This window comes from Rhodoferax lacus (assembly GCF_003415675.1).
Lineage (GTDB): Bacteria > Pseudomonadota > Gammaproteobacteria > Burkholderiales > Burkholderiaceae_C > Allorhodoferax > Allorhodoferax lacus.
In genome coordinates this window covers 54,962-69,114 of record NZ_QFZK01000018.1, presented here as the reverse complement: position 1 = coordinate 69,114, position 14,153 = coordinate 54,962, and the positions used below count along the sequence as shown (strand labels likewise).

The window sequence follows — 14,153 nt, the reverse complement described above, 5'->3', positions numbered from 1 at the left end:
ATTCAAAAGGAGTCAGCAAAACCAGCAAGAGACTATAGTTATCCACAGTTGGCAGTCATGCTGTCAGCAAAAGCCCCTGGTCAAAATTCGATCGGCACAGGTGGTCAAGATTCAATCGGCGCCAACACCCCTAGAGACCACAGACAAGGCGCAAGCACAGCAACTTCATGAAAATTGGAAGTCTCAAAGTTGGTCAGAAAAGATGAATGTAGATATCGGGCCATCTGATCTCACTCTTAGCCAAGCATTCAAAAGAGTGTGGAATGAAGATGGTAAGTTGCGCAACTCAAAAAGCCCACAAACCATTGAGATAAAGATCAACAATGTGGTGGAATACTTTGACCCCACAGGCTGGTCTACATGATCAGTTCTGACGAACTGGATGACTACAAGCTCCTACGACTGGATGATGGGATGAGTTAGTAAAAATACCATCCCATGAGCAATGTTCTTGCAATTTGCAGAAGATATTGCATCGGTACTATTTTTGGTATTTTGTAGAATCAATTATTCTCTCAAAGTCCACCTCTGCGCAGGACGCAATTTCCGATTTCAAGCTATCAATTAAATCAAGCTTGGATTTCTTTGGAAGTGATTTCAGATAGTCTGCGCATTTCCAGACCCAGAGACCAGTCTTTTCGATAGACTTACCCTGTAACTCAATTATTTTGGGATTATCTGTAATCTGATCGATCACATGGATCAGCAGCGCATCCAAACATAACCCCTCCATCATCAGCATCAGGCGGGCCACGGGATTTCCGGCTGCAACCTGGCTTTTATGCATTTCACCGCAAGCAGTGCATGCCTCCAGTAGGATGTGTACAAAGGGCTCTGGGCGCTGGGCTGCGAAAGCCATCCTTGCTTCAAGAAGCCCTACGAGAAGCCTAATCCTTGGATTAAAGGATCTCAGCAGCCGTTTGCGCTCGTCCACAGTCTTGTTCATGTGCCAGAAACTGGCGCCCATGGGGTAAACACGCTCGCGCCCAACTGGCACCTTGGAAACAAAGTGAACTGCAACTTCATCACCAAGGGAGATGTATGTTGCTCTCAGCGTGTCCAGGTCAATGTCAGATGTCCAGTCCAGCAATGTCCACATGACGTCATAGAAGTTCTTGGCAGTACCTGGGTAGATGGCTTCTAGGCGATGTGGAAGTGATGTCTTGGAACCGCTAAGCGCCCCATGCGGGACCACATCCCCGCGCAAGTAGCGCGCCCATAGCCCTTTACCAATCTGGATATTGTGCTTTTCGGCAAGGTTTTCTTCAAACGCCTTTGCATCTTGGATGCCGCTGATATGAATCACAGCAGCGCTCCACATGGCAACTCTCAGGCGATCTACGACCTTCGTTATAGGACGCCCACGGGGATTAATAGAAGTCATGCACCAAAAGCCATAAATGCAAGATAAGAATCTTAACGTGCATAAACGAGTTCTGCAACTTTTCTCAAAAAGTCACCTTAGTAACCTCCCATCTAAGGACAGAAGTGCTTCAGAAAATGAACTTCTTCCCCTAAGAACTCATCGGTGCCAGTGTGAGTTTTGGGTGAATGAAGTCGTCTGCTTTTGATTGCATTACCAACAACTGTCGCGGTCCACATGCAGCAAATACAGGGGATGGAAATGGACACCGGATAGATACAACAAAGAAATTGCCGGGGTCAGAAAGCACAAAGCCTAGCTGTAGTTGGAGCTACTGCCAGGCCTGAAGTTTGTGCACAAGTGCTTGGAACGCGGCTTGTTGCATGAATTATGCGCTCTTTGTAAGTGACGTCAAGCGGTTTTAAAAGGCCGAATTGATTCGTCACGTCCCGGATCGCCTGCCTCTTGCGCGGGCGGTAGACGGTCGCCCCTTCAATTTATTGGAGGGCGCTCTCAAGCCACTTTTCGGGAACAAAAAATCATGCAACACAATGTGCAGGGAGAGCCGCGCGGTCAGCATTTCCTATTGAGCAAAGAAGTCCGTGACTTCACGCTCTGGGATATTGCTCAGATGTCGGAAGAAGAGTGTTTCTGGAAGTTCGTGGAACTCAGGTGGGGAAACATCGAAAAGGTTGTGTGTCCGGATTGCGGAACCATTGATCGTCCATATGCCAGGTTGAAACGTGGCCAATTGCGGTGTCGGTCGTGCCATCACCATTTCTCTCCCATGGTGAACTCCCCGTTTGCCGACCGCAAGATGGAATTCAAGAAGCTAATGATGGCTTTCTCCCTCTACACAGCATCTGCTAAGGGCGTACCAGCGCTGTTCATGAGCCGTTTGCTTGATATGCAGGACAAGACTGCTACTGCACTCACAGGTAAGCTGCGTGAGGTGCTTCTGACCGAACGGGATGACGAGATTCTGACCGGCGTGATTGAAGTAGACGGAGGGTATTTCTGCGGCAAGCCCCGTAAGGCTAATGTTCGCCTGAAGTCCACTCCCGCAGATAAGCAAGCTGCTATCCAGGCTCGGCTTAACGGAGATCCATTTCCAAATCGCAAGCCGCGCAATAAGCAGGAGGCTAAAAACTGGGCAAAGCGCATGAAGCTTAGGCGCGTGGTTATGGTTTTGCGTGAGATACACCCTGAAAAAGGGAATGGCGCTGTAAAAACACGTGTTGCAATCGCCTATTCGGAAAACGCTGACGTGGCAGCCAAGTTGGCACGTCAGTTGGTGGAAGAGAAGTCCACCATCATGACGGACGAAAATGCCGCCTACACTGTTCTGTCTACCTGGTATGACCACCGGTCTGTGCAGCATGCCTTCCAATATGTTGATCCTGATGGCGTCAATGAGAACCAGGCGGAAAGCTTCTTCACCCGCATGCGCCGTGCTGAGTACGGAACTTTCCATGGATACCGTCCCAAATACCTGATGGACTATGCTCAGGAGTTCGCCTGGCGGGAGGATATGCGGCGCACCACAGAGCATGAAAAGCTGAAGGACCTGATGGGGAGGCTCTTTAATACCGGTCTATCCAAGTGGTGGCGAGGGTACTGGCAGGGAATTAACCGCGCTGGTGAGTACGAGGTGGTTACTTAGGGCGGCGCATCGGGCACTAGGATCCAAAGACCCTCACGCTTTCCACGTGCACCTGAGACATTTTTCGCTCGGCGCTTCTTTCCGAGATGCCTCAGGCTCTGTTGTACACGTTTGCGAAGGTCGGCAAACTCAGCGGTGTCGTATTCAATGCCATACGAATGGGCGATGTACGATGCAACTTGCGTCCCCGTACATGGAACACCTTTTGCTCGGCTTAGGTATGCGTATGCATCCTTGGTCATCCGGCCATGTTTTGCAATAGACGCTTTAGCGCGAGTCTTGACCGGGGCAATTGAATTGGGATCAATTTTGATTTCATGTTGACCCAGCACTAGGTCAATCGCAGCTCGTTTCTCCAATAGTGGCCTGCGAAGCTCTGCATGGACACCTGCGTGTGTCTTTATCATCTTCCTGGCTTCTGCTAACTTCTGGATAAGGTCTGCCACGTAGGCCTTATCCATCGCGTTACGCACTAATTCTTTCTGTTCAAGCCGAATTAGTTCACCGGACAGGTGCGCTCTGCGCCTGATCAGCCAGTTCAAAGATTGGGGGATATTTGGTCTTCTCATTGGCGTGAGAGTACCAATTACCCCTCAGTTTCGTAATGGGCGACAGCTACCGAATGGCGCGATTGTGCACAATGCGCGCATGGATTCCGTCAAAGAAGAAATTGCCTCCACCGCCGCCCGGCTGGTGGTGGAAGAGGGCCTGGAATATGGTCCAGCCAAACGCCGTGCCAGCAAGCAGCTGGGTCTGTCAGCGCGTTCGGCCTTGCCAGACAACGAGCAGGTCGAACTGGCAGTAGAAGAATACATTGCCATTTTTTGCGCCGAGTCCCAGCCAGCGGAATTGCGCGCACTCCGGGTACTGGCGCTGGAATGGTTGCAGCGGCTGGAGCGCTTCCGGCCGCATCTCGGCGGCGCCGTCTGGCGGGGCACGGCTACACGCCACTCGGATGTCTTTATCCAGCTATTTTGTGATGACCCCAAGTCGGCCGAAATTGCGCTGATTGATATGGGTGTGCGCTTCGAGGTCAGTTCGGTCACCGGCTTTCATGGCGAAACCGTAGACGCGCTCAGTGTGCACGCCAGCCTGCCTGCCTTGGCCGTGCACGTGGGCGTGCACCTGATGGTGTATGACTATGACGACTTGCGCGGTGCCTTGAAGCCCGATGGGCGTGGGCGCAAGCCCCGCGGTGACGCGGCAGCCTTGCAGAGTTTGCTGCATGATGGGGGGCTATGAGCGAAACTGAAAACAATTCGAGCCCACTTGCAGGCGCCGCCCTGCCAGCCGACAAACCCAGGCGCACGCTCTTGCTGGCGGCGGCCGGCTTGGTGGCCGCTGGCGCAGGAGCTGGTTTCGCCTGGTGGCGCAAGCGCCATAGCCCGGACTCTGCGCTGGCCATTCAGCCCCCCGAAGGCTTCTGGGATCTGCAGTGGGATTCACCACAGGGCACGCCGGTGCGCCTGCAGTCCTTCCGCGGCAAACCCTTGCTGATCAATTTCTGGGCAACCTGGTGTCCGCCTTGTGTTGAAGAAATGCCTTTGATCAATAATTTTTTTGACAAGCATCAAACTGACGGATGGCAGGTTCTTGGCCTGGCGATTGACAAGCCGACCGCCGTTTCTACCTTCATGACAAGAACGCCGGTTAGCTACCCCATTGGCATGGCCGGTGCGACCAGTACCGAGCTCTGGACCCAACTGGGCAACCCCTATGGGGCATTGCCCTATTCTTTGCTGGTGGGCGCCAATGGCACGATCTTGCAGCGCCGGCTTGGCAAATTGTCGCAAGCGGATTTGGACGTCTGGGCTCAGTTAAAATAGCGCACTCCAGCCCTTCCCAAGCTGCCAAACCCCTGGACTTTTCCTTTTGCGGGTACGCAGCTTTCCCATTTATGCAATGGGCCTTGGCTGTGACATGAATTAATTTACAGATTTTTATCAAATTTTGTTGTAAATTAGAGCCCTATTACCGAAAGTTGTTGGAGACCCCCATGGATTTACGAAAACTCAAGACCCTGATTGATCTGGTGTCTGACTCAAACGTGTCAGAGCTGGAAATAACGGAGGCTGAAGGCAAGGTACGCATCGTCAAGGGTGGCGGCGCCATGGTGCAGGGATATCACCAACCGGTGTACCAGCAGGTGCAGCAGGCGCCCCCCCAGCAGGCGCCCGTAGCCCCTCCCGTATCTGCTGCTCTCGCAGTGGAAGAGGTGGCTGCAGGACACACCGTCAAGTCCCCCATGGTGGGCACTTTCTACCGCTCGTCCTCTCCCGGCGCCAAGGCGTTTGCCGAAGTTGGTGACAGCATCAAGGAAGGCGAGACCATTTGCATCATCGAGGCCATGAAGATCCTCAATGAAATCGAGGCCGACAAGTCGGGAACCATTACCAAGATTTTGTGTGAGAACGGGCAGGCGGTCGAGTACGGCCAGCCACTCTTCATCATCGAATAAGCGGGGCCTCTTTAGTCCATGTTCAAAAAAATACTGGTCGCCAACCGTGGCGAGATTGCGTTGCGGATACAGCGCGCCTGCCGTGAGCTGGGTATCAAGGCGGTCATGGTGTATTCCGAGGCAGATCGGGACGCCAAGTACGTCAGGCTGGCAGAAGAAGCCGTCTGCATTGGCCCGGCCTCCTCGGCACAAAGCTATCTGAATATGCCCGCCATCATCTCGGCCGCCGAGGTGACAGATGCCGAGGCGATTCACCCCGGCTACGGTTTCCTGAGTGAAAACGCCGACTTTGCCGAGCGTGTGGAAAAAAGCGGTTTTCAGTTCATTGGCCCCACGCCCGAGTCCATCCGCATCATGGGTGACAAGGTCTCGGCCAAGCAGGCCATGATCCGCGCCGGTGTGCCCTGCGTGCCCGGCTCCGAGGGCGAACTGCCCGATGACCCGGCCAGTATCCGCCGCATCGCCAAGACGGTGGGTTATCCCGTCATCATCAAGGCTGCGGGCGGCGGCGGTGGGCGCGGCATGCGCGTGGTCCACACCGAGGCGGCACTGATCAACGCGGTGCAGATGACCAAGGCCGAGGCCGGAGCGGCCTTTGGCAATCCTGCGGTCTACATGGAAAAGTTCCTGCAGAACCCGCGCCACGTCGAAATCCAGATCATTGCCGACAAGCACAAGAATGCTGTCTATCTGGGCGAGCGCGACTGCTCCATGCAGCGGCGCCACCAAAAGGTGCTGGAAGAGTCGCCGGCACCGGGCATCAACCGCAAGCTGATCGAGCGCATCGGTGAGCGCTGCGTGGCGGCCTGCAAGAAGATTGGCTACCGCGGTGCCGGGACCTTCGAGTTTCTCTATGAAGACGGCGAGTTCTACTTCATTGAAATGAACACCCGCGTGCAGGTGGAGCACCCGGTGACCGAAATGGTGACCGGTGTGGACATCGTGCGCACCCAGATCATGGTGGCGGCCGGCGAAAAGCTGCCTTTCAGCCAGCGCGACATCGTAATGCGCGGCCACGCCATTGAATGCCGGGTGAATGCCGAAGACCCCTACAAGTTCACGCCGTCTCCGGGGCGCGTGACCATGTGGCATGCACCGGGCGGGCCTGGCGTGCGGGTGGATTCGCATGTGTACACCAACTACTTTGTACCGCCCAATTACGACTCCATGATCGGCAAGATCATTGTGCACGGCGACACCCGTGAGCAGGCCATGGCCCGCATGCGCACGGCGCTTGCGGAAACGGTGGTCGAAGGTATCAACACCAACATCCCGCTGCACCGCGAGCTGATGGTGGACGCCAAATTCATGGCCGGTGGCACCAATATCCATTACCTGGAACATTGGCTTGAACAGCACAAGCGCTAAGAAGGTTTCGCATGTTTGAACTGCGGCTGATGTGCCCCGAGGACCGGGTGGAGAGCTTGAGCGACGCCCTGGACGCGCTGGACGCGCTGAGCGTCAGCGTGGAAGACGCCGATGCCCAGACCGATGCCGAGCAGGCCCTGTTTGGCGAGCCCGGCATGCCGGCGCCCAAGGAGGGCTGGCAGCGCTCACGCGTGATCGCCCTGTTTGACAAGGAAGACGTGGCACGCGAAGCCGCTGCCTTGCTGCAGGCGCAGGATTTTTTTGATACCTGCCAGGTACTGGGCATCAATGCGGTGCCGGACCAGGACTGGGTGCGGCTGACCCAGTCACAGTTTGCGCCGGTGGAGATCACTCCCGAGTTCTGGATCGTGCCCACCTGGCATGAGCCGCCAGCGCAGGCCCAACAGGTCATCCGCCTGGACCCCGGTCTGGCCTTTGGCACTGGCACCCACCCCACCACCCGCATGTGCCTGCGCTGGATTGCCACCCACGCCGTGCCCGCGCGCGTGCTGGACTATGGCTGCGGCTCCGGCATTCTGGCTATTGGTGCCTCCAAATACGGCGCCCAGGAAGTGCTGGCAGTGGATATCGATGAAGCGGCCGTGCAGTCCACCGAGCTGAACGCCGAGGCCAACCGCGTGGCCCTGGTCGCCGGGCTGCCTGACAAGGCAGTGGGCGTCTTTGGATTGGTGTTGGCGAACATCCTGGCCACACCGCTGAAGGTCTTGGCTCCGTTGCTGTGCTCCCATGTGGAGAAGGGTGGGCAATTGGTGCTTGCTGGCATTCTGGAGCGCCAGGCTGACGAGCTCAAGGCGGCCTATGCGCCGTATGGACAGCTCACGTTCAGCGACTCGGAGGACGGCTGGATCCTCATGACAGCTACTATCTAGGCAATTACGTGGCGCGCTCTACAATGAGTCGCACATGAGTCTGATCACCCAATGCCCGGCATGCTCCACGATGTTTCGCGTCGTGCCGGACCAGCTTCGGATTTCGGAAGGTTGGGTGCGTTGCGGCCAATGTGATGAGGTGTTCGACGCCAACGCCCATTTACGCAGCCTGGAGGAGCCGCTCAGCGCCTACGTGCCAGCACCGGTGCCTTCGCCGCACCCATCCGCACCTTCTTCCCATACCCCGCCTGCATGGCCTGAGCCGCAAGCTGTTGCAGAACCAGCATCCAGCACCTATGCGTCTACGGTGATGATGCCAGTACATGCGAATACCGAGCCGGCCTATGACTGGGGTGCTGTTCTGGCTGACTCGGCACAAGCAACACCACTGGGTGCGTACGAGCCAGATCCCATGACAGGCACTGAGGCAGACGCAGCCCCAGAGCCGCAGGCCTACAGCCTGGAAACAGATCCTTTGTTGATGGCCGACCTGCACAGTGAGGCCCAGGCGGCCGGGTCTTCAATTTCGCCGGCGTTGTCAGCCCTGGAAGATGATTGGGCGCCAACGGTCTATGCCGGCCTGGCGACCGGCGACGCTGATGCAGAGCAAGCCAAGGTTGCGCCGTCTCAAGTGCCACCTGATGATCCTGCGCCCTCCTTTATGGAGTCTGCCAACCGGGTGCCAAATACGGGCTCTTGGCTTGGTAGAAAAGCCTTGTTTGCCCTGTGCAGTGTGCTGGGATTGCTGCTGGTGGTGCAAGTGCTGTTCCTGGAGCGTGACCGCATTGCCGCTGCCTCGCCAGCCTTGCATCCCCTGCTCCTGGCGGGTTGTGAGCTCTTGGCATGTACGGTCTCAGCGCCACGGGACATTGAATCCATTGCCATCGATAGTTCGGCCTTTACCAGTGTGCGTCCCGGTGTCTATCTACTGCACGCGACCTTGAAGAACTCCGCAGCAACCGCCCTGGCTACCCCGGCGCTGGAGATCACGCTCACCGACACGCAGGACAAACCCGTCTTGCGCCGCGTGCTGATGCCTGGCGAACTGAGCGACAAGGCGTCCATGTCGGCAGGCGCGGAGTTGGTTACCACCCTGCCGGTCAGCGTCAAGCCAGGTGCTACCCCTGAAAAAATTGCCGGCTACAAACTGCTGGCCTTCTACCCCTGAAATGCAGGCGAAAAAAAACCCGACACCTTGCGGTGCCGGGCTTCTTGCCCTGTTCGATCAGGGTTTGCTTGCCGTGGGGAATGGCCAAGCGGCCTGCGGGTTCAGAGTGGTCTGAGCGGCAGGGGCAGCAGGTGCTGCGGCAGCGGGTGCTTTCGCGGCTTTCTTCGCAGCCGGCTTCTTGGCTGCTTTTTTGGCGGCTGGCTTCTTGGCGGCTGGCTTTTTGGCAGCAGCTTTCTTGGCAGCGGGAGCTGCCTTCTTGGCTACAGCCTTTTTAGCCGCTGGCTTCTTCGCAACAGCCTTCTTGGCAGCGGGAGCTGCTTTCTTGGCGGGAGCTGCCTTCTTGGCCGGAGCAGCTTTCTTGGCGGCTACCTTTTTGGCGGGAGCTGCCTTTTTGGCCGGAGCGGCTTTCTTGGCGGCTACCTTCTTGGCGGGAGCTGCCTTCTTGGCCGGAGCGGCCTTCTTTGCTGCTACTTTCTTAGCGGGTGCTTTTTTCGCGGGTGCGGCCTTTTTTGCGGCCGGTTTTTTTGCAGTTGCCATAATTTTCTCCTTGATCAGATAACAAAGAGCGCTTCTTGCGCGTTGGATTGCAGGAAGCGATTCATACCGTTGGGCAGTTTCCCAGCGGCATGAACGGGGTGACACATCCGCACTGCGCCCTCTTCGGGGCGGTTGTGCGGCTGTGAAATTCTAAAAAACATGGTGGGCTATCAATCCCAGGAAAGCGCGCCGCCGGATTGGTACTCAATCACGCGGGTCTCGAAGAAATTGCGCTCTTTCTTCAGGTCAATCATCTCGCTCATCCAGGGGAAGGGGTTCTCTTCATTGGGGAAGAGCGGCTCCAGTCCGATCTGGGTGGCGCGGCGGTTGGCGATGTAGCGCAGATAGCCCTTGAACATGGACGCATTCATGCCCAGCACGCCACGCGGCATGGTGTCTTCGGCATAGCGGTATTCGAGCTCAGTGGCGCGCTCAAACAAAGCCTTGATTTCGGCCTTGAACTCGGGTGTCCACAGCTGGGGGTTTTCAGCCTTGAGCTGGTTGATCAGGTCGATGCCGAAGTTGCAGTGCATCGACTCGTCGCGCAGGATGTACTGGTACTGCTCAGCGGCACCAGTCATCTTGTTCTGGCGGCCCAGCGCCAGGATCTGCGTGAAGCCTACGTAGAAGAACAGGCCTTCCATCAGGCAGGCGAACACGATCAGGCTCTTGAGTAGCGTCTGGTCGGTCTGTAGCGTACCGGTATGGAAGTTGGGGTCCATGATGGCTTCGATGAAGGGGATCAGGAACTGGTCCTTGTCGCGGATGGACTGCACCTCGTTGTAGGCGTTGAAGATCTCGCCCTCGTCCAGGCCCAGCGACTCCACGATGTACTGGTAGGCGTGCGTATGAATCGCTTCTTCAAAGGCCTGGCGCAACAGGAACTGGCGGCACTCGGGCGCGGTGATGTGGCGGTAGGTGCCCAGCACGATGTTGTTGGCAGCCAGCGAGTCAGCCGTGACAAAGAAGCCCAAGTTGCGCTTGACGATGCGACGCTCATCTTCCGTCAGACCGCCAGGCGTCTTCCAGAGCGCGATGTCGCGCGTCATGTTGACCTCTTGCGGCATCCAGTGGTTGGCGCAGCTGGCCAGGTATTTTTCCCAGGCCCATTTGTACTTGAAGGGAACCAGTTGGTTCACATCGGTCTGGCCGTTGATGATGCGTTTGTCGGCAGCACTCACGCGGCGCGCGGCTTCTTTCAACAGGGGTTTGATGGGAGATGTGTAAGCCGGTGTGGAGACTGCGGCTGCAACCCGTGCGCCGTCATCCAGCGTGCGTATTTCAAGGGAAGCGTTGTCTTGCGTCAGCGGCGCAGCGGGCTGCGTCGTACGTGCAAAGTTTGATGGCTGTGAGGGCTTGACTTCTTCGTCCCAGGTCAACATATAGGTTTCCAATCAGCGGATTATGGGAGCAGTGAAATAAAAAGCAAAGCGCTCTTGTGTCTCACTGCAAAAAAATGTTGTGGATAAGCATCGCGGACATGCCTGCGATGCTTGTCTAGACATCACTGGCAGGACTCGCAAGTGGGGTCATCCACGCCGCAGAAACGGATATCGGTGGCAGCGTTTTCCGAGAGCGCCATCTGCGCCTGTGCCGCTGCGGCGGCCGCCTCCATGGCACCCGACATCCGGGTTGCACCGCCGCTGTCACCACCCGAAGAGACTGCGTTCATGCGGCCCGCGCTCACGGTGGATTTCTCGGCGTGCGTGGCGGACATGGTGCGCAGGTAGTAGGTGGTTTTCAGACCGCGCAGCCAGGCCAGCTTGTAGGTCTCGTCGAGCTTCTTGCCCGAAGCACCGGCCATATAAATATTGAGCGACTGTGCCTGGTCAATCCACTTCTGGCGGCGCGCTGCGGCTTCCACCAGCCACTGCGTTTCCACCTCGAAGGCAGTGGCATACAACTGCTTGACTTCCTGGGGTACGCGGTCGATGGGTTGCAGCGAGCCGTCGAAGTGTTTGAGGTCCATCACCATCACGTCATCCCACAGCCCCAGGCGCTTGAGGTCGCGCACCAGGTAGCTGTTGATCACGGTGAATTCGCCCGACAGATTGGACTTGACGGACAGGTTGCCAAAGCAGGGCTCAATAGACGCATCCACACCAATGATGTTGGAGATGGTGGCGGTGGGTGCGATGGCCACGCAGTTGGAATTGCGCATGCCGTCTGCCGCGATTTTCTTGCGCAGTGCATCCCAGTCCAGGGTGGAGGAGCGGTCCACTTCCACAAAGCCGCCGCGGGCTTGGGACAGCAGGTCCAGTGTGTCCAGCGGCAGCACGCCCTTGTCCCACAGCGAGCCCTTGTAGCTGGAGTACTTGCCACGTTCGCGTGCCAACTCGGTGGAGGCCCAGTAGGCGTAGTAGCAGATGGCTTCCATGGACTCGTCAGCGAACTGCACCGCAGCGTCTGAGGCGTAGGGGATGCGCAGCGCATACAGGCTGTCCTGGAAGGCCATCAGGCCCAGGCCCACCGGGCGGTGGCGCAGGTTGGAGTCGCGTGCCTTCTTGACGGCGTAGTAGTTGATGTCGATCACGTTGTCCAGCATGCGCATGGCCGTGGTGATGGTGCGCTTGAGCTTGTCGTGGTCCAGCACTTTTCCGCTGTCGCTGTCCTTGAGGTGGTGCACCAGATTGACCGAGCCCAGGTTGCACACGGCCGTTTCGGTGTCGGAGGTGTTGAGCGTGATTTCCGTGCACAGGTTGGAGGAGTGCACCACGCCGGCGTGTTGCTGGGGCGAGCGTACGTTGCAGGCATCCTTGTAGGTGATCCAGGGGTGGCCGGTCTCAAACAGCATGGTCAGCATCTTGCGCCACAGGTCAGCGGCCTGCACGGTGCGGCTGGGGGTGATCTCGCCGCGTGCGGCTTTGGCTTCGTAGGCCACATAGGCCGTCTCGAAGGGCGCGCCAAACAGGTCGTGCAGGTCAGGCACGTTGGAGGGCGAGAACAGCGTCCAGGTGCCCTTTTCCATCACGCGGCGCATGAACAGGTCGGGCACCCAGTTGGCGGTGTTCATGTCGTGTGTGCGGCGGCGGTCATCGCCGGTGTTCTTGCGCAGCTCCAGGAACTCTTCAATGTCCAGGTGCCAGGTTTCCAGGTAGGTGCAGACCGCGCCCTTGCGCTTGCCGCCCTGGTTCACGGCCACGGCCGTGTCGTTCACCACCTTGAGGAAGGGCACCACGCCCTGCGACTCGCCGTTGGTGCCCTTGATGTGGCTGCCAAGCGCGCGCACGCGGGTCCAGTCATTGCCCAGGCCGCCGGCAAACTTGGAGAGCAGGGCGTTTTCCTTGATGGATTCGTAGATGCCGTCCAGGTCATCGGGCACGGTGGTGAGGTAGCAGCTGGACAACTGCGAGCGCAGGGTGCCGGCGTTGAACAGCGTGGGCGTGCTGGACATGAAGTCAAACGACGACAGCACCTCGTAGAACTCGATGGCGCGCGCCTCGCGGTCGATCTCGCCCAGCGACAGGCCCATGGCCACGCGCATGAAGAAGGCCTGGGGCAGCTCGATGCGCTGCTTGCCCACGTGCAGGAAGTAGCGGTCATACAGGGTTTGCAGGCCCAGGTAGTCAAACTGCAGGTCGCGCCCGGATTTCAGCGCTGCGCCCAGACGCTTCAAGTCAAACTGCAGCAGCTTTTCGTCCAGCAGTTCGTTGTCCACGCCCTTCTTGATAAAGCCGGGGAAGTAGTCGGCATAGGCCTCGGCCATGTCGGCCTGAGCCACGTCGCGGCCCAGCACCTCGCGCGAGATGGTGTGGAACAGCAGGCGGGCGGTGGCGTAGGTGTAGTCCGGGTCTTTTTCGATCAGGGTGCGGGCGGCCAGGATGGAGGCCTTGTAGACCTCGTCCATGGGCACGCCGTCGTAGAGGTTGCGCATGGTCTCGGCCACGATGGGGTCGGCCTTGACATCGGCGCCCAGGTTGGCACAGGCGGCCTCAATGCGCGATTGGAGTTGCACCAGATCGAGGGCCACGCGCTGGCCGTTTTCCAGCACGTGCAAAGTAGGTGCGGCGGGGCGGGCCTGCTCCACCTGCTTGGCGCGCTCTTGCGTGCGGCGCTCGCGGTACAGCACGTAGGCACGGGCAATCTCGTGGTGGCCGCCGCGCATCAGGCCGAGTTCTACCTGGTCTTGCACGTCTTCAATGTGGAAGGTGCCGCCGCCCGGGCGCGAGCGCACCATGGCGCGTATCACCTGCTGGGTCAGCACGTCCACCGTTTCGCGCACGCTGGCCGAGGCCGCGCCCTGGGTGCCATGCACTGCCAAAAAGGCCTTCATCATGGCCACGGCAATCTTGTTGGGCTCGAAGGACACCACCGCGCCGTTGCGGCGGATGATCTGGTAGTGGGTCATGGGGTTGGCCTGCGCAGCCGCAAAAGGGCTTGTGTCAGCGGCATGGAGAGCGGTGTGGGCCACGTTGCCGGTGGGGGCTAGGGAAGATTGCATGTTTACCTTTGCTAAATCAATTCTTTTGTTGGGGCTCTGGATGTTCGAGGCAGCTGGTCTGGGTGCCGACCCTGGTGCGTCCCTGTTCACAGGACACACTATATCTGGGGTCTGTAATGCTTACAAGCCACTACAGGTAGTGTATCAACGGAAAACCACGGAGCTTCTGGAGCAAGCGAATTCGTTGCCAAAGACGGCGCTGCAGGTGGTTCTGCAGGCGTGGCCTGCGTGAAAGCCTTGCGGCGCTTGAGGGTCGATTCGCAAC

The 14,153-nt window shown here is 57.9% G+C and carries 13 protein-coding genes; 8 read left to right on the top strand and 5 right to left on the bottom strand.

Annotated elements, in window-relative coordinates; genetic code table 11:
• A partial coding sequence (locus DIC66_RS23160) for a hypothetical protein (protein WP_158558950.1) occupies positions 1–364 on the top strand: 364 nt, incomplete at its 5' end.
• A 117-nt stretch (positions 365–481) separates the two neighbouring features.
• Here the strand turns inward: DIC66_RS23160 and DIC66_RS19165 are convergent.
• Positions 482–1,306 carry a hypothetical protein gene (locus DIC66_RS19165; protein ID WP_147321357.1) on the bottom strand — a complete coding sequence of 275 codons (825 nt, stop codon included), beginning with the start codon at positions 1,304–1,306 and terminating at the stop codon, positions 482–484.
• Positions 1,307–1,904: 598 nt separating this feature from the next.
• Here DIC66_RS19165 and DIC66_RS19160 point away from each other — a divergent pair.
• Positions 1,905–3,026: an IS1595 family transposase gene (locus DIC66_RS19160; RefSeq protein ID WP_117179782.1), complete on the top strand. Its 1,122-nt coding sequence runs from the start codon at positions 1,905–1,907 to the stop codon at positions 3,024–3,026.
• On the opposite strand, the gene DIC66_RS19155 is transcribed toward DIC66_RS19160, so the two are convergent.
• Positions 3,023–3,568 (bottom strand): hypothetical protein, encoded by a 546-nt coding sequence (locus DIC66_RS19155; RefSeq protein WP_147321356.1) that lies wholly within the window; start codon positions 3,566–3,568, stop codon positions 3,023–3,025. The genes DIC66_RS19160 and DIC66_RS19155 overlap by 4 nt on opposite strands.
• 106 nt (positions 3,569–3,674) lie before the next feature.
• Here DIC66_RS19155 and DIC66_RS19150 point away from each other — a divergent pair, with 106 nt between their 5' ends.
• The 6 genes from DIC66_RS19150 (at position 3,675) to DIC66_RS19125 (ending at position 8,910) form a co-directional block, all read left to right on the top strand.
• Complete coding sequence (locus tag DIC66_RS19150) at positions 3,675–4,268, top strand: hypothetical protein (RefSeq protein WP_117179792.1); 594 nt, start codon at positions 3,675–3,677, stop codon at positions 4,266–4,268.
• A complete protein-coding gene (locus DIC66_RS19145) occupies positions 4,265–4,852 on the top strand; it encodes a TlpA disulfide reductase family protein (protein WP_117179780.1) in 588 nt (195 codons plus the stop codon). Before DIC66_RS19150 ends, DIC66_RS19145 begins: the two co-directional genes overlap by 4 nt.
• Positions 4,853–5,022: 170 nt before the next feature.
• The gene (gene accB / locus DIC66_RS19140) at positions 5,023–5,484 is read left to right on the top strand and encodes an acetyl-CoA carboxylase biotin carboxyl carrier protein (RefSeq protein ID WP_117179791.1); all 462 of its coding nucleotides are present in this window, start codon (positions 5,023–5,025) and stop codon (positions 5,482–5,484) included.
• Positions 5,485–5,502: 18 nt separating this feature from the next.
• Positions 5,503–6,852 carry an acetyl-CoA carboxylase biotin carboxylase subunit gene (accC, locus tag DIC66_RS19135; RefSeq protein ID WP_117179779.1) on the top strand — a complete coding sequence of 450 codons (1,350 nt, stop codon included), beginning with the start codon at positions 5,503–5,505 and terminating at the stop codon, positions 6,850–6,852.
• 11 nt (positions 6,853–6,863) lie between these two features.
• A complete protein-coding gene (gene prmA / locus DIC66_RS19130; protein WP_117179778.1) occupies positions 6,864–7,742 on the top strand; it encodes a 50S ribosomal protein L11 methyltransferase in 879 nt (292 codons plus the stop codon).
• Positions 7,743–7,776: 34 nt separating this feature from the next.
• Positions 7,777–8,910: a zinc-ribbon and DUF3426 domain-containing protein gene (locus DIC66_RS19125; RefSeq protein WP_117179777.1), complete on the top strand. Its 1,134-nt coding sequence runs from the start codon at positions 7,777–7,779 to the stop codon at positions 8,908–8,910.
• Between the two features lie 57 nt (positions 8,911–8,967).
• On the opposite strand, the gene DIC66_RS19120 is transcribed toward DIC66_RS19125, so the two are convergent.
• From DIC66_RS19120 to DIC66_RS19110, 3 genes are all read right to left on the bottom strand, one after another.
• A complete protein-coding gene (locus DIC66_RS19120) occupies positions 8,968–9,447 on the bottom strand; it encodes a histone H1-like DNA-binding protein (RefSeq protein WP_117179776.1) in 480 nt (159 codons plus the stop codon).
• Positions 9,448–9,617: 170 nt separating this feature from the next.
• Positions 9,618–10,829, bottom strand: coding sequence for a ribonucleotide-diphosphate reductase subunit beta (locus DIC66_RS19115; RefSeq protein ID WP_117179775.1), 1,212 nt, complete (start codon positions 10,827–10,829; stop codon positions 9,618–9,620).
• A 122-nt stretch (positions 10,830–10,951) separates the two neighbouring features.
• Positions 10,952–13,888: a ribonucleoside-diphosphate reductase subunit alpha gene (locus DIC66_RS19110; RefSeq protein ID WP_117179774.1), complete on the bottom strand. Its 2,937-nt coding sequence runs from the start codon at positions 13,886–13,888 to the stop codon at positions 10,952–10,954.
• Between the last annotated feature and the right edge of the window lie 265 nt (positions 13,889–14,153).